The organism is Kaistella flava (ex Peng et al. 2021), assembly GCF_015191005.1.
GTDB classification, from domain to species: domain Bacteria; phylum Bacteroidota; class Bacteroidia; order Flavobacteriales; family Weeksellaceae; genus Kaistella; species Kaistella flava.
Genome location: NZ_CP040442.1, coordinates 2,362,807 through 2,385,926, shown reverse-complemented (window position 1 = coordinate 2,385,926; position 23,120 = coordinate 2,362,807). Strand labels below are relative to the sequence as shown.

Here is a 23,120-nt window from a genome sequence, read left to right as displayed (position 1 = left end):
TTTATTTTCCGAGGTAAGAATTGTACATCCAAACTTCTTTTTCCTGTTCTGTTATATAATCACTCATTTGCGAATTGGTTCCTTCGTCGCCAGCTTTCTCAGTTACATCAAGCAAATCTCTCTGTAAATCCAGTACGGTTTTAAAAGAGACTAGAATATTTTCAACATCTTTCGTCCCATTTGAAACTTCTTTACTTTCTTTAATATTGGAAAGCGTCAGATAATCAGAGTAATTGTGATGTGGTGTAGAACCAAGTGTTAGAATTCTCTCAGCGATTTCATCAATTTTTAAAACCAAATTATTGTAAAGTTCTTCAAATTTCGGGTGAAGAGTAAAGAATTGGTCTCCTTTAATATTCCAATGTGCACCTCTCGTATTTTGATAGAAAACTGAATAATTAGCTAAAAGGATATTTAATTTTTCTGAAATCTTTTGACAGTCGGTTTCGTTTAAACCTATGATTTTTGAATTGTTCATTATCTTTTTATTTAAAACAAATTTACGGAAGATAGAATCCATTCCAAAGCTTAATTGATTGATGAAAACTATTCAAATGATTATTGTTGATTAATAAAATCGATTATTGCTTAATAAACTTAAACGATTTCAAACCATCAGAAGTTTTAATAGAAATAATATAAGTTGCGGATGGCAAATGGTTAATGTTGATTGTTTTGGATTTCTCAGTCATGATTAATTTCCCACTTAAATCGAAAATAAATACTTTTTCAATATCGAGTTTGGTGGTTTTAATATAAAGGAAATCTTTTGCTGGATTCGGATAAACAATTAAATCGGTTTTGACTTCCGCAGTTGCTAATTCTTTTGCTAAAGTAACTGGTTCCCGAAAGAAAGAAATTTCCATGAGTTCTTTTGGAAGAACTTCGAAAGAGTAAGCTTCACAAGTATAATCGGTAAAATCTTCTACTTCAACATTACTGATGTAATATTTTTCTGAACTAAGCGGAGTTTTTTGATCTAAATTTTTAAACCATGTATATTGATAATCGTCTCCTGAAAGGGATTGTGGTAAACTCGCGGAACTCCCGAGGCTTGCAAAAATAGTTTTCGGCTCATCATATCTTTGAGGAGAATAAGTGAAATCAGCCAGCGACTTATTTTTAAGTAAAAATGTTTTTAGGTCTTGTTTTGTAAATCGATTATTATCAATGAAGGTAATTGCAGGAATGGTTTCTGGAATTTCACCATAAAGTTGATTTCCATTCAAGGACAACATCTGTAACTTTTTCAATTGCAAAAGAGAACTTGGAAATGCACCTGAAATTAAATTTTTATCTAAATAGATTTGTTCTAAGTTTTGCAAGCCAACTAAACTTTCGAAGCCACCAGAAATTTTATTATCCGAAAAATTCAGATGGATCAATTTTGTTAATTGTGAAAGTTGCGGTGGGAAATTCGTCATTTGGTTTCCCGCGAAAGACAACCATTCTAAATTTTTCATTTGTACTAAAGGTGCAGTTGAATTGGCTGAAATACTATTGTAACTTAAATCAAGACTTTGTAAATTAGAAAGCGTTCCAAGTTCTGTTGGAATTTTCGTCAGCTGATTTCCCGAAAGATTTAGTTCCTTTAAAGAAATTAACGATGAAAGATAATTGAAATTTTGAGCAATTGAATTGTTGCTTAAATTCAGTGACTGAAGTTTAGTTAAGGTCGAAATTTTTTGTGGAACGGCGTTTATATCAATATGAGATAAATCCAGAATTTCAATATTCGGAAAATTTTGTAAAAAGGTTTCGATATCAGCAAAAATGAAATCATTATTTCCAACTGAGATTTCCTGAAGTTGTGAAAGTGGCAAAATCGCAGCCGTTGGATCACCGGTAAATCGATTATTGCTTATGTCTAACCGAACTAAAGTATTTAAACCTGAAATCGCTGTAGAAACTTCGCCCGTTAGTTGATTAGAACTTAAATCGAGTTTTTCGAGTTTTGATAAACCGGAAACTGAAACTGGAAAATTTCCTTTCAAAGCATTTCCACGAAGGTTAACTTCGCTTACATTTCCTTTTTTAATTTTGATTCCGTACCAATATTTAGGATCTTTATTTAAATCCCATGTTGTACTCCAGTTTTCACCGTTCGTAGCATTGTATATGTTAATTAAAGAGGATCTTTCAGCAAATGAAATGCTCCAGTTTTGTCCAAAACAAAGGCTGGAAAGAAGGATAAAGAATAAAGTTTTTTTCACTGAATTTTTAGTTTTTGTATCATACAAATATATACTAAAAGTTGATTTATGAAATTCTTTTAATAAAAAAGCTTCTTCCTTTTTAAATGATGTTTAGAATTTAAGAATTACTTGTATTAATTTGAGCCTGAGTCGCCAGTTCAATACCTGATTCTTCCAATTTAGTTTTCAGTTTGATTAATGCGTCACTCTTAACTTTCATAATATCTTTGCCACTTTTCATAAAAAAGCGGGCTTGTAAATAGAAAACTCCAAAAGATTGTTTTAGAAAAATAACTTGTGTTTCTTCAATATGATCAGTCGTATCAAAACTTTTAATCTCATCTAAAATCACTTGTCTCGTTTTCTCCAAATCCTGATTGCTGTCAACTTGCAAATCCAGAAAAATTTTCCGCTGGCCAGATGAGGAGTAGTTAACAAAAGGGGCGCTAAATATCAATTGGTTAGGTACAAAAACTTTCTTGCCTTCATCGGTAATGATTTTCGTGGTTAAGAAACCGATTTTTTCAACCACACCAGTTATATCTTTAATGGAAACATAATCACCGTCAGTAAATGATTTATCGATTCCAACCAATGCTCCGGAAAACATGGAGGAAACAAGATCTTTCAAAGCAACTCCCGCTACAACACCGGCAACTCCTAAACTTCCAATAAATTTTAAGACGAAGCTTCCCATTCCCATAATTTCCAGGGAAATAAATGCGCCAGAAAGAATAATAAGGAATTTGAAAACTTTAATTAAAGTAACAACAGAACTGTTTTGACTTTTCGGAAAAAACTTATGAAAAATTCTAACGGATATTTTACTGAGAAAAGAACTCATCATTAAGAACAAAAAGAAAACTAATATCCCGACAACGATTTTCGGTGTTGCCTGGGCAAGTCCGGCGTACCAGCGTTCTAAAACAGAGGTTACAATTTCAATATAATTCATAGTTCAAAGATATAATTTAAGGTTTCGTGCTAGCAAATTTCTTTCCAAAAATTTAATTAAAAGATGGAGGAAGCAAAAAGCAAAAAGATATTGATATTTATTAATTTAATATTTTCCATTTAATATCAAAAGAATCACTCACTTTTCCAAAATCACAATTACACAATTACTCAAAAAATTCTCTAAAAACAGAACGCAGAAAAACCTTATATTTGCCATCCACAAGAAAAACGGCTTGTTGATTCCCGATTCGTTGGGGGTAGGAAAGTCCGGACACCAGAGAGCAGCAAAGCGGATAACATCCGTCGGTCGTGAGATCAGGACAAGTGCAACAGAAAGAATGTATATTAATTTATAGTGAAACCAGGTAAACTCTTTGCGGTGCAATGTTAAGTATATCGGATTTTTTCAGCAGTGAAAATAGGAGCGGCTCGCTCCAAAAACCGAGGGGTAAGCAGCTAAAGTTTTGCAGCAATGTAAAGCGTAGATAAATAACAGGCGTTTTGGCTTCGGTCAATTTACAGAATCCGGCTTATAGTTTCTCTTGTGGGTTTTTATAAAAAAAGCAGAAATTGAGGTTTCTGCTTTTTTTATTTTATTCATTTTCCAACTGTTTCTTGGCGTCGGCTAAATCTTCAATTTCCTTCTGTGAAGGTTTTGGATATTGTAAATCCATTTTTTTCAAAGCATCGATAATGATCTGAATCGCGGCAACGCGGGTAAACCATTTGTGATCGGCTGGAATAACATACCAAGGTGCGTAATCTTTTGAAGTCTCATTAATGGCTTCTTCCTAGGCGGTCATATATTTACTCCACAATTCACTTTCGGGTAAATCACCTGCGGAGAATTTCCAGTTTTTGTCTGCTTTTTCAATCCGCTCCAGAAATCTTTTTTTCTGTTCTTTTTGGGAAACGTTCAAAAATATTTTAATAATAGTTGTCCCGTTTTCAGCTAGAGTTTTTTCAAAATTTCTAATGCTTTCGTAGCGATTTTTCCAGAAACCTTTGTCAAAGTCGTCAACTGTTTTCCAAACCTTTTCATTTAAATTATATTCGGGATGAACTTTACAAATTAGGACGCTTTCATAATGACTTCTATTAAAAATGCCGATTTTTCCTTTTTCGGGTAAGGCTAAATAATGTCTCCAAAGAAAATCATGAGCGTATTCTTTATCATTCGGCGTTTTGAAACTGGTGACTGCGCATCCTTGTGGATTTACGCCACCGAAAACGTGCTTGATTAAAGAGTCTTTTCCAGCAGCATCCATTGCTTGCAGCACAATCAATATAGATTTACTCCCATCACTATATAGCCTTTCCTGCAGTTCGCGGAGCTTTTCTTTCTCGTCGGCCAGCATTTTTTTTGCGTCGTCTTTCGAAAGCTTACCTTCATATTCTGTCGAGAAATCATTCATGGAGAATTTCCCGTTCACGATAAAATTATCACTAAAATCTAAATCCATAGTTGCAATATTTTGTACTAAAATAAAAAAATCATTCCAATATTGGAATGATTTTAAATTTTTATCGGGTAAATTGTTTTACCTATTATAAACTTTTAGCTTTTAAAACTTGTGCTTTAGCTTTAGCTGCGGGTGCAACTTTCGTAGCTTGTTCTGAGCTCATCATTGTGCTTTCTGCTTTAGCTGTAGATTGTGGAGCGATTGTCGCTACTGCATCTCCTATGTTTCCTTTAATAGTAATTACAGATCTGCTGTTGTCAGCGTCATTAGAATATACTTCAATAATTTTTGTAAAAGGTCCCACGATTTTTGTGTCGTACCCTACTTTTAAATCTGCTGTTTTTCCTGGCATAATCGGTTCTTGACTCCACTCTGGTGTAGTACAACCACATGATGCTTGAACTCTGGAAATAATAAGAGGTTTGTCTCCCGTGTTCTTAATCTTAAAAACTCTATGACCATCTGCTCCTGTTTTTACATTTCCATAATCGAAAACTGTTTTGTCAAAAGAAATAGTTTGGGCTGATGCAAGTGCAAATGTTCCGGCTAAAAATAGGCCTGCAAAGATTTTTTTCATTTTTTTTTAATTTTAGTAATTGGTTATTTGATTGAATTTAACAAACAAAGTTAAAAATTATTTTAATAGTAAGGTCAATTTTTTTTATTTCCCTATTTTTGCAACTATTAAGCCAAAGATTTTATATATGCAGATTTCAGAGAAATATACGCCGCAGGAAACAGAACAGAAATGGTATGATTTCTGGCTAAAAAATAATTATTTTCATTCCGAACCTAACGAAAAACCTCCTTATACGATAGTAATTCCGCCACCAAATGTAACTGGGATTCTTCACATGGGACATATGTTGAACAATACGATTCAGGATATTTTGGTTCGTAGAGCCAGAATGCAAGGTTTCAATGCTTGCTGGGTTCCAGGAACGGATCATGCTTCAATTGCGACTGAAGCGAAAGTTGTAGCAAAACTGAAAGAAGAAGGGATTAATAAAGCAGATATTACGCGTGAAGAGTTTTTGAAACACGCTTGGGATTGGACCGACAAATATGGCGGAACAATTTTGGAACAGTTGAAAAAACTGGGTTGTTCTTGCGATTGGGAAAGAACACGTTTTACCATGGAACCAAAACTTTCACAGCAAGTTGTAAAATCTTTTATCGATTTATATAATAAAGGTTTGATTTACAGAGGTTACCGCATGGTGAACTGGGATCCGGAAGCCAAGACCAATATTTCTGATGAAGAAGTAATTTTCAAAGAACAAAACGGGAAACTGTTTTATTTAAAATATAAGATTGAAGGAACGGAAGATTTCCTTTCTGTTGCAACAACCCGTCCCGAAACTATTTTCGGTGATACTGCCGTTTGTATCAATCCTAATGATGAAAGATATGCGCATTTAAAAGGGAAGAATGTTATTGTTCCTATCGTAAATCGTGTGATTCCAATTATCGAAGATGATTATGTAGATATTGAATTTGGAACCGGGGCTTTGAAAATTACGCCGGCTCACGACACCAATGATTATGAAATTGGAAAGCGTCATGGTTTACCAATGATTGATTCTTTAGATGATGATGCTAACTTGAATAATCATGGTTTGCATTATGCAGGTAAAAATCGATTTGTCGTTCGTAAAGAAATTGTTAAAGAATTAGAGCAAAATGATCTTTTATTAAAAGCTGAAGATTACGTCAATAAAGTTGGAACGTCTGAAAGAACAGGAGCGATTATCGAACCGAAAGTTTCAGTTCAATGGTTTTTGAAAATGTCAGAAATGGCAAAGCCAGCTTTGGATGTTGTGATGAATGATGAGGTGAAATTTCACCCAGAAAAATTCAAAAACACGTACAAGCACTGGATGGAAAACATCCGCGATTGGAATATTTCAAGACAGCTTTGGTGGGGACAACAAATCCCAGCTTATTTTTATGGTGAGGGACAGGATGATTTCGTAGTTGCAGAAACAATTGAAGAAGCCTTAATTCTTGCTAAAGAAAAGTCTCAAATCTCAAATCTCGAAGTCTCAAATCTTCGTCAAGACGAGGACGCACTCGATACTTGGTTCTCCTCTTGGTTGTGGCCAATGTCAGTTTTCGACGGACTTAACGATCCTGAAAATAAAGACATTAATTACTATTATCCAACTTCTGATTTGGTTACCGGTCCGGATATTATTTTCTTCTGGGTTGCCCGAATGATTATGGCAGGAATCGAATACAGAAAAGAAGTTCCTTTTAAAAATGTTTATTTCACGGGAATTGTAAGAGATAAGCAAAGACGTAAAATGTCGAAATCACTTGGGAATTCTCCAGATCCAATTGAGTTGATGGAGAAATATGGTGCAGATGGCGTTCGTGTCGGAATCTTATTAAGTTCGGCTGCCGGAAACGATTTGCTTTTTGATGAAGAATTAATGTTGCAGGGAAGAAATTTCGCAACAAAGATTTGGAACTCCAATAAATTAATTCAAGGTTGGAGAAAAGATGATTCGATAAAAGCGAATGAGGCAGATCAGCAAGCAATTGCTTGGTTTGGAAATCAGATGGATAAAACGATTGTTGAAATTGCTGATCAGTTTGAGAAATTCAGAATTTCTGATGCGCTGCATTTAGTGTATAAATTAATTTGGGATGATTTCTGTTCCTGGTATTTAGAAGCGATTAAACCCAATTACGGTGAAGCGATATCTACTGAAGTTTATGATCAGACCATTCAGTATTTCGAGGAATTAATGAAATTGTTGCATCCATTTATGCCATTTTTATCTGAAGAGCTATGGCAGAATATTTCTGAGCGCACGATAGAAAATGCTTTGGTTATCGCTCAGCAAAGAAAAGTTCAGGATTACGATAAAGAATTAATCAAGCAGTTTGAAGTTTCTAAAGAAGTGATTTCAGGCGTTCGTAATTACCGTCAAAGCAAAGGAATTTCACCACGTGAAAGTGTTGAGGTTTTCACCAATGCAACTTCATTTGATAATGAAAATTTAGTTCGGAAATTAGCGAATATTGAACAAATTCATTTCGCTGAAAAAACAGATAAACCAACGTTCTCTTTCTTAATTGGAGGAACAGAAGTTTCTATTCCATTAAGTGAAAACTTAGATTTAGGAGAAGAGAAAATTAAAACTGAAGAAGAAATCAAATATTTAAAAGGTTTCATGATGTCAGTAGATAAAAAATTATCCAACGAAAAATTTATGGCAGGTGCGCCACAGCAAGTTGTTGATAATGAATTGAAAAAGAAAAAAGACGCGCAGGATAAAATGGTCTTGCTCGAAGAAAAATTGAAAACGTTATCATGAACCACATCGAAAATATCAAAAAACTTTTCAACAAGAATTTTGTAGAAAGCCCTTTAATTGAAACATTCGAGGCGGGAAAGATTAATCTCACCACCGGGAAACTGGTGGTTTGTGATCCTTTGATTACCAGCGAAATGCCAGCTTTTACAACGGATTTTCCGAGAGGAGAATTTACGGTATTAGTACATAAAGAAATCGAAAGCAATTGTATCGCTTATGTAGAAATCGTTTTCAATAATTCAGAAATTAGCAATTGGGAACTGGCAACTTCGGAAGGTCAGCACATGGCTGATTTAGAGGAAGGAGAAATATATGGTTATCCGGTAGAAAGTGGGATGGGCTGTTTTATGGATTTCGAAACTCAGCAAAATCTAAATCTCTTGGAACAGCATTTGTTCAAAAGAAAAGGGGAAGATTTTATGGGGATTTATGAAGAGTTTTTCCACGAACATTTTTTCCAGGAAGACGGCGCTATCAATCAGTATGCTTTTCTAAAACCGAACGATGAAAAACCTGGAAATCTATTCGCTTTTGAAACGGGTTATGGTGAAGGATTTTATGCAAGTTATATCGGATTTGATAGAAATAACGTTCCTGTAAAAATCGTTTCTGAATTTGTGGAGATTAATTAAAATTATTATTTCCGAATCGTTCCTTATTTAAGTACATTTGAAACATAAGTTATAAACAATGAATATTACTTCTGAGCAACCTAAAATTATTGTAATTGGCAGTTCTTCTATAGATTTAGTTTTGAATACCGCTAATTCACCGCATCCTAATGAGACGGTGATGGCAGAGAAGTCAGAAAGTTTTTTTGGTGGAAAAGGAGCCAATCAAGCAGTCGCTACCTCCAGATTGGGAGCGAGCGTTTACTTTATTGGCGCGGTTGGAATGGATCCGTTTGGACAGCAAATTTTACGGAATTTAGTTGATGAAGGAGTTAATGTTGGTTACGTTGTAGAAACTGAAGACGCGCCCACAGGAACAGCGTATGTTGTTGCTGCAAAGGGAGTCAATTCGATCGTGGTTGTTCCAGCTTCTAATTATTGCCTGGAACCAAAACATGTTGCGGAAGCTGAGAAGTTTTTTGCAACCGCAGATTTGGTTCTGATTCAGCTTGAAATTCCAATGGATGTCGTAGAATACACTTCCGAATTGGTAAAGAAGTATAATAAGAAATTAGGAATTTACGCTTCACCTGCAAAGAAACTTTCTCCTGAAGTTATTGCTAATGCTACTTTCATCGTTGCCAAAAGCAATGAATTATCAATTATCTTTGGTGATGACCCGAGAGAAGAGATTTTAAGAAAGTATCCAAATAAATTATTTGTTCGCGACGATACCAATTCTACAACTTATTTCAATGGTACCGAAATGAACTATTACCGAAATGATCATGATTGTGTTCTACACAAAATGGGTATGGGAGATGCCTTCACGGCAGGTTTTGCAGTAGCACTTTGTCATCATAATAAAATTGATGACTGTGTGAAATTTGGAAATGATGTTTCTCTAAAAGTGACTAAAAATAGAGGTTCCCAAAGTGGACTTCCTTATCTGAAAGATATTCTCGAAGGATAGATTGCTATATTGAGCATATCGGTTTTGCTTTTTTATTTCCTTTAAAATTTATATTTTTAAAAATTAATTCCACTTATCTACAAGTGGAATTTTCATTAAAATGAAAGAACTCATTCTAACCACTTCCGATCAAATTCCAATTTCTGTAAAGGTTTTTGAACCCGAAACTCCAAATGGAAAACTGTTGCTTATTAATTCTGCAACGGGAGTAAAACAACAAATTTATTTTTCTTTTGCCAAGTATTTAGCGGAAAACGGATTTACAGTTATTACTTATGATTACAGAGGAATAGGTGAATCGAAGCCTAAAGAAATGCGAGGGTTTGAAGCGTCGATGAGAATTTGGGGAACTATTGATTTTAAAAAAGTAACAGATTTTATTAAAAGGGAATATCCTGATTATACTAAGTTTTGTTTAGGACATTCGGTTGGTGCTTTAATTTTGGGAATGAATGACTATTCAAAGAATTTTGAGAAATTTATTTTTGTCGGGACACAAGACGCCCATATTGGTAATTTAACTTTTAGCGTTGCAGTTACTGCTTTACTCGGTTTTGGAATCGCACTTCCTGTCATGACTACTTTTTTTGGATATTTTCCCGCACATCGTTTTGGTTTGGGAGAATCTTTACCCAAAGGCGTAGCTTTCGATTGGCAGACTTTAATTCTAAATAAAAAATCTACGAGCAAATTGTATGAAAAAATAGGGGCGAATATTTCAAAAGAATTAAATCAAAATACTTTTATAATCCACGCCGAAGATGATAATTGGGTTACTCAAAAAGGAATGCAGAATTTATTGAAAAACGTTTATCCTAATTTAAAAACGACCTATCGGGAAATTAAAATTTCGGAATCTGAAAAACTAGAAATCGGACACGTCAATTTTTTTAGAAGTTTTAATAAAAATCTCTGGAAGATTGTATTGGACGAACTTTAGAGAACAACCAAAAGTGGTAATTAGAAAATCGCTAAATTTACATCCAGCCTTAAGCTACAAGAAAATGAAAATATATACCAAAACCGGCGACAAAGGACAAACCGCTTTATACGGCGGAACCCGCGTTTCCAAAGCGTCCGCCAGAGTTGAATCTTACGGAACAATCGATGAACTCAATTCTTTTATCGGTGTTGCCAAAAGTGAGGTTAAAGACGAACAAGTTTTAACTCAATTGAAAAAAATTCAGTTTGATTTATTTACGTTGGGTTCAGAATCTGCGACACCAACGGATAAATTAACTTTAGCAAACGGAAAATCCCGCTTAGCTTTAATGATTACAGATACCGAAATTGAAGAATTGGAACATTGGATGGATGATTTTGAAAAAGAATTAGCACCATTGCAGTATTTCATTCTTCCGGGCGGCGGAAGATCTGCGACGTCTCTGCATGTTTGTAGAACGGTTTGTAGACGGGCAGAGCGCAGTTTGGTATTCTTAAATGAATCTGAAGAAGTGCGCCCAGAACTGATTAAATACCTGAATCGACTTTCTGATTACTTATTCGTTTTAGCTCGTTATGTTTCAAAACTGAATAATGAAACGGAAGAATACTGGAATCCCAATGACCGATAAAGTACTTCTCTTCATCAATGGAGTTCCGCCCAAAATCATTCCTAATAGTTCTGATTATTCTTTGATTGCCTGTTCCGATGGTGCTTTTCATTATTTAAAAGAGAAAGGTTTTCCACTTGATCAACTCGATTTTATTTCAGGAGATTTCGACTCTCATTCCGGATCTGATGAAAATGTTTATCAGGCGAAATTCATTTATACACCTGATCAGGATAAAACCGATTTCGAAAAATCTCTGGAGATTATTAAAGAGAAAGGATTTGAAAAAGTAGATGTTTATGGTGGAAGTGGTGGCGAAATGGATCACTTTTTGGGAAATCTAACGGTGGCCTTTTTATTTAAAGACGATTTAAAGATTACTTTTTTTGATGAATATTCAACTTATTTCTTTGCACCGAAAAAATTAGTGTTAGAAAATATTAAAAATCGAATGATTTCTTTATATCCATTTCCAACAACGGAAAAGCTTACTACCAAAGGTTTGAACTGGTCTTTAGCTCAAGAAAAATTGGATATTACCAATAGAATAGGAACCCGTAATTTTGCCAAAGAGGATGACGTAATCATTGAATTTGAAACCGGAAATTTAGTCGTGTTTGTAGGAAATAAAGACCAGCGCTAATTTTAACGGAATTTTAAAATAGAAACCCAACTTTTTTTCTCAACTTTGCAATTCTAATTTTGCAAATACGATTCTTAAAATGAAAATTAAATACTCAGAGCTTATCGATCAAACTTTGTATTTCCCGACGGAAGAATTTAACGTCGCGGACAATACGCTTCAATTCCACGACATTCCTTTAATGGAGGTCATAGAACAGTTCGGTACGCCTTTGAAGTTTAATTATTTGCCGAAGATTTCTACCAATATTCAGCGTGCAAAAGCGTGGTTCAAGGAAGCGTTTGAAATCAATGATTACAAAAAAAGTTACCGTTATTGCTATTGTACCAAATCCAGTCACTTCGCTTTTGTTCTGGAAGAAGCGTTGAAAAACGATATTTCCCTGGAAACTTCGTCTGCTTACGATATCGATATTGTAAAATCTCTTTATGACAAAGGGAAGTTCGATAAAAACGTTGAGGTTATTTGTAACGGATTTAAAACCGATGATTATTTAGCAAAGATTTCTGATCTAATTAATAAAGGTTTTGAAAACATCACGCCCATTTTAGATAATTACAGAGAACTCGATAAATTGACCGAAAGTATCGACTGCAAATTTAATATCGGAATTAGAATTGCGGCGGAAGAGGAACCAAAATTCGAATTTTATACTTCCAGATTAGGAATTGGGTACAAAGATATTATTCCATATTACAGCCAGAAAATTGCAGATCATCCGAATGCGCGATTGAAAATGCTGCACTTTTTTATCAATACCGGAATCAAGGATACTGCATATTACTGGAACGAACTTTATAAATGTTTACGCGTTTACGCCCGATTGAAAAAAATCGCACCCGAAGTTGATTCTCTTAATATCGGTGGTGGTTTTCCAATTAAAACTTCTTTGAATTTCGATTACGATTACCAATATATGGTGAACGAAATCGTGTCTCAAATCAAAAAATTCTGTGAAGAAGAAGGCGTAGAAGAACCAAACATTTACACCGAATTCGGTAGTTTTACGGTTGGTGAAAGTGGAGGGCATCTTTATAAAATCATCTCTCAAAAACGTCAGAATGACCGTGAAAAATGGAACATGATTGATTCCTCTTTCATGACCACATTACCCGATACGTGGGCTATTTCCCGCAAGTTCATCATGCTTCCGCTAAACCGTTGGGAAGACACCTATGAACGCGTTTTTCTGGGCGGATTAACCTGTGATTCAGATGATTACTATAATTCTGAGCAACATACGAATGCTATTTATTTGCCAACATTCAGCGACACAAAACCTTTATATATCGGCTTTTTTAATACCGGCGCCTATCAGGAAACCATCGGCGGTTACGGCGGTGTTCACCACTGTTTGATGCCGCAGCCGAAACATATTTTGATCGATAAAGACGAAGAAGGAAACTTTACATATACCGTTTTCCGGGAAGAACAAAAACCGGAAGATGTCTTAAAATTATTAGGATATTAAACTGAATAAGGAGCAACAAAAACGTTGCTCCTTATTTATTTACGGTCCCGCTGTCCACTATATCCCGCCAAGGCGGGGATGCCGTTTCCATCGGGGCTAGAATAACGTTCAGGATTCTTTTCAAAGGAGATGCTACAAAAGTGCTTTTTAAAATTTCCTATAATAATTAAAATTCAGAGGCTTAGTTAAATTTGGTATTTCACTAAAAAACTAATGTAACTCTGTGCTCTAATGTGATAAAAAAAGTTTTGGCGCTTCTCAAAAAATGTCAAAAGTATTTAGAGATTTTCTCAACTTCAATCTCCGAAAAATCTGAAATCACCAAATTCGCTTTCTCATAATTCTGACCAACCGAATGTTCGCTTTTGTAAGCCGTACAAAAGATTCCCGCAGAATGAGCGGCGATAATTCCGTTTGTAGAATCTTCGATGACCATGCAGTTTTCTTTTGATTCATCAGCAATTTCTGATGCAAGTAGGAAAATTTCGGGATGAGGTTTTGATTCTTTTAAATCGGCTCCGCTAATTTTTCCGATGAAATATTTTTCTAAATCAAATTTCTCAAAAACCATGTCAATCGTGACCATACTTGCAGAAGAAGCCAAAACCAATTTGATGTTATTATCAAAATAATTTTCTATCAAACTTTTAACTCCAGGAAGCAACTGGAAATCTGAGTCATTATAAAAATAATCTTTGAAATATTTTCTTTTGATGATTGATAAATCTTCGTGTGACTTTTCCAATTGATACTTTTCAATCAGTGTGTTGCAAACTTTTTTTGTGGAAGCTCCGGTAAAAGAAGTGTACAATTCTTCGGAAACCTCAATTTCTAAATCATCGAACATTTGGAAATAGGCTTTTCTATGAAGCGGTTCGGTATCTACAATAATACCGTCCATATCGAATAAGACTGCTTTTAATGGCATTTAAGAATTTTTGTAAATTTAGTAAAAGATTTAATTAATATTTTTCCAAAACCCTTTCAGCCTTTGAAAGGCTGAAAGGGTTGAGTTTTATTTTTGTAAACCCAAAATCCAGGAACTAATTTTGTCTAAAACTTTGGGTGAAAAGGTTTCTTCGATTTGGCCATACTCAGCAGGATTTCCTGTTTTAGCAGTTTGAAATAGATGATTTAAACCTTCAAATTCTTCGATTTCAAACTTCTTATTCCCCGCTTTTGTTAAAGATTTTTTAATTCCTGCTAAATTTTCTTTTGCAGAGACTTGAAGATCTAAACTTCCATCAACTGCCAATACCGGAATTTTAACTTTTGATAAATAACCGTCCGGATTGAATTTGATGAAATATTGAAACCACGCCGACGACATTTGAGCGATGTATGGTTCTCTTTCTTGTGCTGTCATTTTAGGAAAAGTCTCTTTTAAATATTTTGTAAAATCGGCTTTGAAATCTTTTCCTTTATAGTTTGCGGCGTAAGTAAATGTTTTTGATTTTACCGCCAATACTTCATCAATTGCCTCTTGAGGTAAATTTGCGCTTTCCGCGAGCTTTTTATTCTGATCCAAAACCAAGTCAAGAATTGGAATTCCGGGAGCAGCCAGAAGAACTAGAAATTTTACGTTTTTATTCATGTCTGCAACCATTGGCGCAATCATACCACCTTCTGAATGACCAATTAATCCAATGTTTTTATAACCGTTTTTTATCAGATAGTTCACCGCAGAATTTATATCTGTCGCAAAATCTGCCGAAGTAGCACCGTCTTTTCCTTTTTCTGATCCGCCAATTCCACGGTCATCCAAACGTAAAGTGGCGATTCCCTTTCTTGCCAAATCATCTGCGATAACCAAAAACGGTTTGTGCTCGAACATTTCTTCATTTCGATTCTGTGCACCACTTCCGGTAATCATGACTAAAATTGGTGATTTTTTATTGAAGTTTTTGGGAGCAGCAATCGTTCCGGCAAGCAGATTTCCTTCTGTTTCATTTTTAAAAGTGACATCGTCGCTGTTATAGGGAAAAGGCGGTTTTGGATTTTGCGGACGATTAACAACCGTAGTTTTTTCATTTCTGGTAAGAATCAAAGGAAAGTTCATTCCACTTTGTGAAAAAATTCCTTCGATTTTCTCAGCGTTTAATTTTCCGTTGTAGGTAATTCCTAAGTTCGAAGCATTAAAAGTCAAGTCGTTATTTTCAAATAAAGTTTTCTGAATTGGAATTCCTTTAGCGCCTTGTGTAGGACTGTCAAAAGTTGATGTAAAATCATTTCCTTCTTTTTCAATATGAAATACCAAAGGAAGTTTTTGTCCCTGAACATCTAAATTTCCATACCATGAACCAGTAATGTTTTGCGAGAAAAATATTTGGAAATTGAGAAAAAGTAATCCTATTAAATATTTAATTTTCATCGATTTATATTTTTTATTAAGATTGAGTACGTGAAGTGTAATATAAAATTAGCGATTTATTTAATTAGACAAAACTGAAAATGTAGAAAATCTAGTACTGTTGTTTTTACGGCTCGGAAAAGAGGTGGAATTATTTTGAAATTTTTATCTTTGAACTTCTAAAACAATACACAATTTAAAACTAAAATAATATGAAAACCTACGCCGATATTCCAGAAGAAAATGCTCAATTAGAAACCTCAAAAGTAATGTTGGTAACTGTTCCTTATGATGGAACTTCAACTTGGGGAAAAGGTGCTGATAAAGGTCCAGAGCTTTTTTTGGATGCTTCGGAAAACATGGAGTTATACGATATCGAAACCAGTACAGAACCTTATTTGGAAGGTGTTTATCTTGCTGGAGATGTTACTGAGAAATCTTCACCAGAAGCGATGACAGAAGCGGTTTATCAAAAAACCAAAGAACTTCTTGCAAACGATGGAAAATTATTTACCCTTTTTGGTGGTGAACATTCTGTGTCGATTGGATCAATTCGTGCGGTTGGTGAGAAGTATGATAACCTAACGGTTTTGCAATTAGATGCGCATACCGATTTACGTCCTGACTTTCACGGATCAACGTCAAATCATGCCTGTGCAGTGTATGAAGCGAGCCAGAAACATAATTTGGTTCAGGTCGGAATTCGTTCTATGGATGTTGAGGAAATGGAATATGTAAATAAAGAGCAGTGTTTCTGGGCGCATCAAATAGCACACAACGAAAACTGGATTAATGAAGTCCTGGAAAAAGTCTCGGGTAATGTTTACATTACGATTGACTTAGATGCATTTGATCCATCGATTGCTCCCTCAACAGGAACTCCGGAACCAGGCGGTTTACAATGGTATCCAACTTTGGAACTGTTGAGAAAAGTATTTGAAAAATGTAATGTGGTTGCTTTTGATATTGTAGAATTAATGGATTCTCCAATGCCGAAACCGACTGCTTTCTTAGCGGCGAAATTGTATTACAAAATGTTGGCGTATTATCACATCAATAAAAATTAAGACACGATACATCAAAACACAAAACCCGTAGAATTTCTATGGGTTTTGTGTTTTAACGTTCTAATAAAATATCGTCAACGTCTTTCATTCGGTGCATGACGGAACGCGCATAAGAACAATGTGGATAAACTTTCCAGTTGTTTTCCCGGGCGAATTTGATCCCTTCTTCGACCAAATATTTTCCCATTCCTTTTCCTTCAAATTTTGAATGAACCAAGACGTAAGATATTACTAATTTATTTTCGTCGGGGAAAATGGTGTAGGTTAATCTGCCCACTTCTTCGTCTTCCTTGTTCAAAGTTAAGACGCCGCCATTTCCTGATCTGTTATTTTCGTATTTCATGATAATCGATTTAGTTCCTTAAATTTAAGGAAATTAAATGAAAAGAGGATTTTCTAATTTTAACTAACCTTGGTAATATGCAAACTCTGCAGCCCGACTTGAACGGATATTCTTTTTTGCAGAGGACTTTAGGGATGGCAAAAAGATTGGGAGTGGAAGGCGGAAATGTCTGCCCAACAAACAATTTACAAATCCTTTCCCGTGTAGAAATTGTAGTCTTTGATGATGATATTGATGAATTGTCTTTCTGTCATTTTCGTCGGATCGATTTCTAATTTCAAAATATCTTTAATTTTTGCTGAGAGTTTTGAAACGACTTGTCGGTCATCAATATTCAATGCTTTGTGATAATTTTCTTTAATGATTCTTACGTCATTATCGGTCAGTGCGATAACTTGTGGAAAAAGAGGAGTGTAATCTTCTTTGAGATTTTCTAAAATGGTATGCGAAATATTGACGCGATTTTTTAATGAAATAACCGCAGTGCCAGAAGCAATACCTCCTAATCTTTGATTGTTTTTTGAAACAATCATCGTGACTAATCCAACAACACCAGAATTAGAAAAAAGATCAATCAACATGAAAAACCAACGTATTAAATAGTCCCCAAAACTTGCCTGGAATCCATCGATTTTTACCACTTTTATTTTCACCAGTTTCTTTCCAAAAGTCTGACCTTCCATCAAACTTTCGCTGACTAAAGTGTAAATGTGGATTGGGATTGTAAGGATAATGTAAACTGCCATTTGCGACCAATTATCGAGTCCGTCCATATAAGAACCGAAATTAAATACTCGAAAAAGGAACCAGAAAAGCGTAAATACGTACGCCGCTTTGATAAGGATGTCAATGACAAATGCCAAAATTCGCTCGCCAATACTTGCGGTATTGAAATTAATATTTACATTTTGTGAAGTATTTATAGCGATCAGCGACATATTTTTATTATTTTAGCATCAGATGAGAGAGGTTGCGTTTATCAAACAAAATAAAGAAAAATGGTTGGGAATCGAGCAGGTTATCGCAGGAAAAGTTAAAAAAAATCCGGATGACCTTTCTTCGCTGTACATTAATTTGGTGAATGACTTATCGTTTGCGCAAACTTATTACCCGAAAAGTAAAACGACGGTTTACCTGAACAATCTTTCTTCACTTATTTTCCAAAGAATTTATAAAACCAAAAGAACAGAGCAAAACCGTTTGTATGAATTCTTTAAAACTGAAGTTCCACTTTTGGTATATCACTATCGAAGGTATTTATTTTATGCCTTTGGGTTTTTTATACTATTTACTTTAATTGGTTTTATTTCAGCGTATTACGATAAAGAATTTGTAGAAATTATTTTGGGTGATGAGTACGTCAATAAGACGATTGAGAATATTGAAAAAGGAAATGCAGTTGGTGTTTATCAACAAGGTTCAAATTGGGGAAGTGCGATTTCTATTATTTTTAATAATCTAAAGGTTGGTGCTGTTCTGTTTATGTATGGTGTTTTCGGTGGAGTAGGAACTTTGTATGCATTGTTGCAAAACAGTATTATGCTTGGAGCGTTTCAATATTTTTTTCATGAACATGGAGCGTTGAAAGAAAGTGCAAGCGGAATTTGGCTTCACGGTGTTTTCGAAATTTTCAGCATGGTTGTGGAAGCAATGGCAGGCTTAATTTTAGGAGCGTCGATTTTATTTCCTAAAACCTATTCGCGTTTTAATTCCTTTAAATTAGGTTTTAAAGATGCCTTTAAAATATTTTTAAGCACCGTTCCATTTACGATTGTCGCAGGAATTATTGAAGGTTATGTAACCAGATATGCTTTGGTAATGCCGGGATTTCTAAATGGACTTCTTATTTTCGGGACGCTTTCTTTAATCGGTTATTATTATTTTATCTATCCTTATTTAGTAGCAAAAAAATCAAAAATACATGATGCAATTTTATCAGAAACGGGACTTCGGAGCGTTCATTAGTGACACGTTTGCTTTTTTTAAAGAGCACGGAAAAAACTATTTCAAAAATTATCTTTTGATCAACGGGATTTTATTAATTCTGATGGTTATTATTTTCGTTTTTGGGTATCGGGAAATATTTTCGCAAATGATGGGTTCCAATACGAGTGGACAAAACTATTATTTCGAAGCCTACTTTCAAGAAAATTCAGTGATGCTGATTTTAGTGTCAACAATCGTTTTTATTCTGTTTTTGGCGGTGACGATGATTTCCTATTCTTACCCAATTTTATATCTGAAAAGATTGACGGAAACAGGAAATAAAAACATTAAAGCCGATGAGATTTTGAGTGATTTAAAAAATAATATCGGTAGGTTTTTAAAATTATTCCTAGGATTGTTTTTCATCGTAACTCCTTTAGCAATGATTGTTTTCGGGTTATCAGTAGTTTTAATGTTTATTCTTATCGGATTCTTTTTATTGATATTACTTGGGCCAGCGTTGGTAAACGTTGTTAATTTTTTAATGTTCGATTATTTCAATACGAATAAAGGTTTTTTTGAATCTTTGAGTTATGCTGTGAGAGCACAGTTTTCCTATAAAAATGGAAGAGAGAAATCTCCTTTCTGGAAATATTGGGGTTCAACGATTGTGATGTATTTTATTATTCAAACGATCACTTCGATCTTCACCATGATTCCGATGATGTTTATTTTTGGTGGAATATTGACTGTTCCCGAAACTGGAGAATTCCAACAAAATCCATTTGAAGGTTCTATGGGAATTGTGTTTTTTCTGTTTTATGGCTTTTCACTTTTGCTTTCATTTATGATGATTAACCTGATTTTTGTAAACTCTGGTTTGCAATACTATGACAGCAGAACCGACCTTCACCGAAATGTAGACTTATCAGAAATCGACACGATTGGCACCCATGAAATTTAGGATATTCCTCTTCTTTTTTCTATTACAATTCATATCCGGAAATTCTCAGGAACTTCCGCCACCACCGATGTCAAGTTTTAAAGACTCGTTAGAAGTTCGCAATAACGAACAATTTTATACCGATTCTCTCTTGCTCAAAAATCCGACGACTGATAATATTATTTTTCCAAAAAGTTTTGAGGATAACTTTCAGTCCAAGTACAAAGGCGCCGATTACGATTACACAACGATAAAGCCTAGAGAATCGCTTTGGCAAAAGATTCAGAAAAGAATAAAGAAAATTCTGGAATCGATTTTTGGAAAAGTAGATCAAAACAAAACGGCTTCTTATGCGGAAAACATTATGCGGATTTTCTCCGTAATTATTATCGGGTTTATCCTTTATTTTTTAATTAAATTTTTACTGGGCAAAGACGGAAATTTCTTTTTCAGCAAGAAGAATAAAAAAATCAATATCGAAAATCAGGATCTTCAGGAAAATATCCACGAAATTAATTTCAGTGAAAGCATCGAGAAATTTGAAAGACAGAAAGATTACCGTTCCGCCGTTCGTTATCAGTTTTTATTAGTCTTAAAGAAACTGGCAGATAAAAAACTCATCAATTGGAATCCGGAAAAAACAAATAAGGATTATTTATCAGAGTTAAAAACGAATGATTTAAAATCCAATTTCAAAGACCTGGCTTATATTTTCGACTATGTCTGGTATGGCGAATTTGAAGTTAATGAAGAAAGTTATACTCAATTCAAACAGAAGTTTTTAAATTATAAGATATAGGAAAGCCTTTTTGGTTTTAATTAAATATGAATAAAACGTTCAGATTATATGGTTTAATTTTCATCATTGTGATGGTGGTTTTGGCGTTGCTGGAACTCAGCAAATCTGATGTGACCGATTGGCGTAAGAATTTCGATGTTAATGAAAAGTCGCCTTTTGGTTTGTACATCTTTAGCAAAGAAGCGAATCATCTTTTAAATAATAAGGTAAAACGAACCGATCTTTCCCCTTATGATTTCTATAAAACTCAAAAATTAAAACCGCATAATATTTTAATCATTGAATCTAAACTGGATTCTGAATCCTGGAATAAAATTTTGGAGAACGTAGAGAAAGGTTCGGATGCCATGGTAATTTCGGATTTTTTTCATCAGAGTATTTCCGATTCTTTAGGTTTTTCGTTGTCGAGGATTAGTTATGAAGATTTTAATTTGTTGTTATTGAGGGACAATAAGTTTGCGTCTGATTCTTTAAAGTTAGATAAATTACCGTCTGGAAAAGGATTTGAATTGATTTCAAAAGATCACGAAATTTTAGGAAAAGAAGAAAGTGACAGTAAAATGGCTAATTTCATTAAAGTTAATCATGGAAAAGGTCATCTTTATTTGCATTCAGAACCTTTGATTTTAACCAATTATTATTTGCTAAAACCCGGAAATGAAAAATATGTGCAGGATGTGTTTTCTTATCTTCCTGACCGCGAAACGGTTTGGTTTTCTGGTGATAATAAAAATGTAGCCGAATCCCGTTCACCGTTGCGATTTATTTTGGCCAATCCTAGTTTGCGTTATGCTTGGTGGTTATTATTAGGCGGACTTTTACTGTTCATCATTTTTAATGCAAAACGGAAACAGAGAATTGTTCCCATCATCGAACCGAAGAAAAATAAATCCGTTGAGTTTGTAAAAAGCATCGGGAATCTCTACTTACAGGAAGGCGATTTCCACGATATGATGGCGAAGAAAGCACAATATTTCCTCAATCGCGTCCGAATTGATTTGTTGATTGATACCAAAGATTTAGATGAAAAATTCATTCATCTTCTTCATTTGAAAACCGGAAAAAGTGTAGAAAAAATCAAGGAAGCCACCGAACTAATTAAGAAAGGACAAGATCCTTATGCAAGCGTGATGCAATCAGATTTAATAAAAATGAATAAATTATTAGACGAGATTTTACTTTAAAAATGAAGCAATTTAAGTTAAAATAGAATACCATTGAACCCAATATAATTATGGAAAATTTTGAAAATCAAAATCAAGAAAATACAAATACAGAATTTCATTCCAGATTGGATATGACCGAACTTCAGCAAAGTTTGGAACAGGTAAAAGCAGAAATCGGAAAAGTGATTATCGGGCAGGAATCGATGATTGAACATTTGTTGGTCGCACTTTTATCGAATGGACATGTTTTGATCGAAGGTGTTCCGGGCGTGGCGAAAACCATTACTGCAAAATTATTGGCAAAAGCGGTCGATGTTGGTTTCAGCAGAATTCAGTTTACCCCGGATTTAATGCCGTCTGATATTTTGGGAACTTCTATTTTCAATGTTAAAAACTCTGAGTTTGAATTTAAAAAAGGACCTATATTTTCCAGTTTTATTTTGATTGATGAAATCAACCGTTCGCCAGCCAAAACGCAAGCCGCTTTGTTTGAAGTCATGGAAGAACGCCAAATTACAATGGACGGAAAACAATACGAAATGCAGGAACCTTTCCTGGTTGTTGCAACTCAAAATCCAATTGAGCATGAAGGAACGTATCGACTTCCAGAAGCGCAACTCGACCGTTTTCTGTTTAAAATAAATGTCGGTTATCCAAATCTTTCGCAAGAAATTGAAATCATTAAAAACCAACATGAAAACCGATTAGAAGATAAAACCGATGCCGTTCAGAGAGTGATTTCCGGAGCGCAGTTGAAGACGTATCAGAATTTGGTAAAAGATGTTGTCGTAGAAACTCAGTTGCTAGAATATATTGCAAAAATTATTGTGAACACGAGAGAAAATCAATTTTTGTATTTGGGTGCGTCGCCACGAGCGAGTTTGGCTTTATTGACGGCTTCAAAATCATTTGCCGCCGTTCGCGGACGAGATTTTGTAACGCCGGAAGATATTAAAGAAGCAAGTTATGCCGTTCTTCGCCATCGAGTAATGGTTTCCCCAGAACGCGAAATGGAGGGTTTAACTGCTGATGAAATTATTCGTCAGATTTTAGAAGCGATTGAAATTCCGAGATAAGTGCAAATAAGCAATAAGTAATTGCAAAAAAGTTTAAAACATAATTTAAAATTTAACCATTAAGATTTATTTAGGGGTTAAGTTTATTAAGATTTCCTTCGGAGATTAAATCGCACAAACTAATGTAAACTTTGTAATTGACTAGAGAACTAATGTGACTTATGTGTAAAGATAATTTTTTGTAAGATTTAAGTAACAGAAAATTTGCAATCTTTTGATTAACTTTTTGAAGCACAAAACTTTTGTCTCTTTTGCGGT

At 34.6% G+C, this 23,120-nt stretch carries 21 protein-coding genes, 1 other RNA gene and 1 pseudogene; 14 read left to right on the top strand and 9 right to left on the bottom strand.

Annotated features, from left to right (window positions below; all coding sequences use genetic code 11):
• Position 1: 1 nt before the first annotated feature.
• The 3 genes from Q73A0000_RS10585 to Q73A0000_RS10575 form a co-directional block, all read right to left on the bottom strand.
• The gene (locus Q73A0000_RS10585; protein ID WP_193810933.1) at positions 2-478 is read right to left on the bottom strand and encodes a Dps family protein; all 477 of its coding nucleotides are present in this window, start codon (positions 476-478) and stop codon (positions 2-4) included.
• Between the two features lie 103 nt (positions 479-581).
• A complete protein-coding gene (locus Q73A0000_RS10580) occupies positions 582-2,213 on the bottom strand; it encodes a leucine-rich repeat domain-containing protein (RefSeq protein ID WP_193810932.1) in 1,632 nt (543 codons plus the stop codon).
• A 100-nt stretch (positions 2,214-2,313) separates the two neighbouring features.
• The gene (locus tag Q73A0000_RS10575; RefSeq protein ID WP_193810931.1) at positions 2,314-3,150 is read right to left on the bottom strand and encodes a mechanosensitive ion channel family protein; all 837 of its coding nucleotides are present in this window, start codon (positions 3,148-3,150) and stop codon (positions 2,314-2,316) included.
• A gap of 222 nt (positions 3,151-3,372) precedes the next feature.
• Here Q73A0000_RS10575 and rnpB point away from each other — a divergent pair.
• An RNA gene (gene rnpB, locus Q73A0000_RS10570) (RNase P RNA component class A) lies at positions 3,373-3,701 on the top strand.
• Between the two features lie 44 nt (positions 3,702-3,745).
• Here the strand turns inward: rnpB and Q73A0000_RS10565 are convergent.
• A pseudogene (locus tag Q73A0000_RS10565) lies at positions 3,746-4,567 on the bottom strand (PPK2 family polyphosphate kinase).
• A gap of 133 nt (positions 4,568-4,700) precedes the next feature.
• A complete protein-coding gene (locus tag Q73A0000_RS10560) occupies positions 4,701-5,192 on the bottom strand; it encodes a DUF1573 domain-containing protein (RefSeq protein WP_193810930.1) in 492 nt (163 codons plus the stop codon).
• Between the two features lie 127 nt (positions 5,193-5,319).
• Between Q73A0000_RS10560 and Q73A0000_RS10555 the strand changes: the two genes are divergently transcribed.
• From Q73A0000_RS10555 to Q73A0000_RS10525, 7 genes are all read left to right on the top strand, one after another.
• Positions 5,320-7,941 carry a valine--tRNA ligase gene (locus Q73A0000_RS10555; protein WP_193810929.1) on the top strand — a complete coding sequence of 874 codons (2,622 nt, stop codon included), beginning with the start codon at positions 5,320-5,322 and terminating at the stop codon, positions 7,939-7,941.
• Positions 7,938-8,573, top strand: coding sequence for a DUF4241 domain-containing protein (locus tag Q73A0000_RS10550; protein ID WP_193810928.1), 636 nt, complete (start codon positions 7,938-7,940; stop codon positions 8,571-8,573). The genes Q73A0000_RS10555 and Q73A0000_RS10550 overlap by 4 nt, the downstream gene beginning before the upstream one ends.
• Positions 8,574-8,631: 58 nt before the next feature.
• Positions 8,632-9,525 (top strand): ribokinase, encoded by an 894-nt coding sequence (locus Q73A0000_RS10545; protein WP_193810927.1) that lies wholly within the window; start codon positions 8,632-8,634, stop codon positions 9,523-9,525.
• Between the two features lie 100 nt (positions 9,526-9,625).
• Complete coding sequence (locus tag Q73A0000_RS10540) at positions 9,626-10,465, top strand: alpha/beta fold hydrolase (RefSeq protein ID WP_193810926.1); 840 nt, start codon at positions 9,626-9,628, stop codon at positions 10,463-10,465.
• Between the two features lie 64 nt (positions 10,466-10,529).
• A complete protein-coding gene (locus tag Q73A0000_RS10535) occupies positions 10,530-11,099 on the top strand; it encodes a cob(I)yrinic acid a,c-diamide adenosyltransferase (protein WP_193810925.1) in 570 nt (189 codons plus the stop codon).
• Positions 11,062-11,721, top strand: coding sequence for a thiamine diphosphokinase (locus Q73A0000_RS10530; protein WP_244140727.1), 660 nt, complete (start codon positions 11,062-11,064; stop codon positions 11,719-11,721). Before Q73A0000_RS10535 ends, Q73A0000_RS10530 begins: the two co-directional genes overlap by 38 nt.
• Before the next feature lie 79 nt (positions 11,722-11,800).
• Positions 11,801-13,192 carry an arginine decarboxylase gene (locus tag Q73A0000_RS10525; RefSeq protein WP_193810924.1) on the top strand — a complete coding sequence of 464 codons (1,392 nt, stop codon included), beginning with the start codon at positions 11,801-11,803 and terminating at the stop codon, positions 13,190-13,192.
• A gap of 268 nt (positions 13,193-13,460) precedes the next feature.
• Here the strand turns inward: Q73A0000_RS10525 and Q73A0000_RS10520 are convergent, their stop codons facing one another.
• Both Q73A0000_RS10520 and Q73A0000_RS10515 read right to left on the bottom strand, forming a co-directional pair.
• Complete coding sequence (locus Q73A0000_RS10520) at positions 13,461-14,120, bottom strand: HAD family hydrolase (protein WP_193810923.1); 660 nt, start codon at positions 14,118-14,120, stop codon at positions 13,461-13,463.
• An 87-nt stretch (positions 14,121-14,207) separates the two neighbouring features.
• Positions 14,208-15,563 (bottom strand): alpha/beta hydrolase family protein, encoded by a 1,356-nt coding sequence (locus tag Q73A0000_RS10515; RefSeq protein ID WP_193810922.1) that lies wholly within the window; start codon positions 15,561-15,563, stop codon positions 14,208-14,210.
• Between the two features lie 191 nt (positions 15,564-15,754).
• On the opposite strand from Q73A0000_RS10515, the gene speB reads away from it, so the two are divergent.
• On the top strand, positions 15,755-16,609 hold the full coding sequence (gene speB, locus Q73A0000_RS10510; RefSeq protein ID WP_193810921.1) for an agmatinase: 855 nt from the start codon (positions 15,755-15,757) through the stop codon (positions 16,607-16,609).
• Between the two features lie 52 nt (positions 16,610-16,661).
• Here speB and Q73A0000_RS10505 read toward each other — a convergent pair whose 3' ends face one another.
• Positions 16,662-16,952, bottom strand: a complete 291-nt coding sequence (locus tag Q73A0000_RS10505; protein WP_193810920.1) for a GNAT family N-acetyltransferase — start codon at positions 16,950-16,952, stop codon at positions 16,662-16,664.
• Positions 16,953-17,137: 185 nt separating this feature from the next.
• A complete protein-coding gene (locus Q73A0000_RS10500; protein WP_193810919.1) occupies positions 17,138-17,890 on the bottom strand; it encodes an RDD family protein in 753 nt (250 codons plus the stop codon).
• Positions 17,891-17,912: 22 nt separating this feature from the next.
• Between Q73A0000_RS10500 and Q73A0000_RS10495 the strand changes: the two genes are divergently transcribed.
• Genes Q73A0000_RS10495 through Q73A0000_RS10475 form a run of 5 tightly spaced genes read left to right on the top strand, consistent with a single transcriptional unit; the run spans position 17,913 to position 22,862 of the window.
• Entirely contained in the window at positions 17,913-18,917 is a 1,005-nt protein-coding gene (locus Q73A0000_RS10495) for a stage II sporulation protein M (protein WP_193810918.1), read from the top strand.
• Positions 18,874-19,842 (top strand): DUF4013 domain-containing protein, encoded by a 969-nt coding sequence (locus tag Q73A0000_RS10490; RefSeq protein WP_193810917.1) that lies wholly within the window; start codon positions 18,874-18,876, stop codon positions 19,840-19,842. Before Q73A0000_RS10495 ends, Q73A0000_RS10490 begins: the two co-directional genes overlap by 44 nt.
• Positions 19,832-20,620 (top strand): DUF4129 domain-containing protein, encoded by a 789-nt coding sequence (locus Q73A0000_RS10485; protein ID WP_193810916.1) that lies wholly within the window; start codon positions 19,832-19,834, stop codon positions 20,618-20,620. Before Q73A0000_RS10490 ends, Q73A0000_RS10485 begins: the two co-directional genes overlap by 11 nt.
• Positions 20,621-20,646: 26 nt before the next feature.
• Positions 20,647-21,804, top strand: coding sequence for a DUF4350 domain-containing protein (locus Q73A0000_RS10480; protein ID WP_193810915.1), 1,158 nt, complete (start codon positions 20,647-20,649; stop codon positions 21,802-21,804).
• 50 nt (positions 21,805-21,854) lie between these two features.
• Complete coding sequence (locus Q73A0000_RS10475; protein WP_193810914.1) at positions 21,855-22,862, top strand: AAA family ATPase; 1,008 nt, start codon at positions 21,855-21,857, stop codon at positions 22,860-22,862.
• Positions 22,863-23,120 lie beyond the last annotated feature (258 nt).

Coding starts and splice junctions, on each gene's coding strand:
- Q73A0000_RS10585 (WP_193810933.1), bottom strand. CDS start 478: ATGAACAATTCAAAAATCATAGGTTTAAACGAAACCGACTGTCAAAAG.
- Q73A0000_RS10515 (WP_193810922.1), bottom strand. CDS start 15,563: ATGAAAATTAAATATTTAATAGGATTACTTTTTCTCAATTTCCAAATA.
- Q73A0000_RS10545 (WP_193810927.1), top strand. CDS start 8,632: ATGAATATTACTTCTGAGCAACCTAAAATTATTGTAATTGGCAGTTCT.
- Q73A0000_RS10520 (WP_193810923.1), bottom strand. CDS start 14,120: ATGCCATTAAAAGCAGTCTTATTCGATATGGACGGTATTATTGTAGAT.
- Q73A0000_RS10560 (WP_193810930.1), bottom strand. CDS start 5,192: ATGAAAAAAATCTTTGCAGGCCTATTTTTAGCCGGAACATTTGCACTT.
- Q73A0000_RS10575 (WP_193810931.1), bottom strand. CDS start 3,150: ATGAATTATATTGAAATTGTAACCTCTGTTTTAGAACGCTGGTACGCC.
- Q73A0000_RS10550 (WP_193810928.1), top strand. CDS start 7,938: ATGAACCACATCGAAAATATCAAAAAACTTTTCAACAAGAATTTTGTA.
- Q73A0000_RS10475 (WP_193810914.1), top strand. CDS start 21,855: ATGGAAAATTTTGAAAATCAAAATCAAGAAAATACAAATACAGAATTT.
- Q73A0000_RS10530 (WP_244140727.1), top strand. CDS start 11,062: ATGAAACGGAAGAATACTGGAATCCCAATGACCGATAAAGTACTTCTC.
- Q73A0000_RS10505 (WP_193810920.1), bottom strand. CDS start 16,952: ATGAAATACGAAAATAACAGATCAGGAAATGGCGGCGTCTTAACTTTG.
- Q73A0000_RS10495 (WP_193810918.1), top strand. CDS start 17,913: ATGAGAGAGGTTGCGTTTATCAAACAAAATAAAGAAAAATGGTTGGGA.
- Q73A0000_RS10500 (WP_193810919.1), bottom strand. CDS start 17,890: ATGTCGCTGATCGCTATAAATACTTCACAAAATGTAAATATTAATTTC.
- Q73A0000_RS10535 (WP_193810925.1), top strand. CDS start 10,530: ATGAAAATATATACCAAAACCGGCGACAAAGGACAAACCGCTTTATAC.
- Q73A0000_RS10555 (WP_193810929.1), top strand. CDS start 5,320: ATGCAGATTTCAGAGAAATATACGCCGCAGGAAACAGAACAGAAATGG.
- Q73A0000_RS10490 (WP_193810917.1), top strand. CDS start 18,874: ATGATGCAATTTTATCAGAAACGGGACTTCGGAGCGTTCATTAGTGAC.
- Q73A0000_RS10525 (WP_193810924.1), top strand. CDS start 11,801: ATGAAAATTAAATACTCAGAGCTTATCGATCAAACTTTGTATTTCCCG.
- Q73A0000_RS10485 (WP_193810916.1), top strand. CDS start 19,832: ATGAAATTTAGGATATTCCTCTTCTTTTTTCTATTACAATTCATATCC.
- speB (WP_193810921.1), top strand. CDS start 15,755: ATGAAAACCTACGCCGATATTCCAGAAGAAAATGCTCAATTAGAAACC.
- Q73A0000_RS10540 (WP_193810926.1), top strand. CDS start 9,626: ATGAAAGAACTCATTCTAACCACTTCCGATCAAATTCCAATTTCTGTA.
- Q73A0000_RS10480 (WP_193810915.1), top strand. CDS start 20,647: ATGAATAAAACGTTCAGATTATATGGTTTAATTTTCATCATTGTGATG.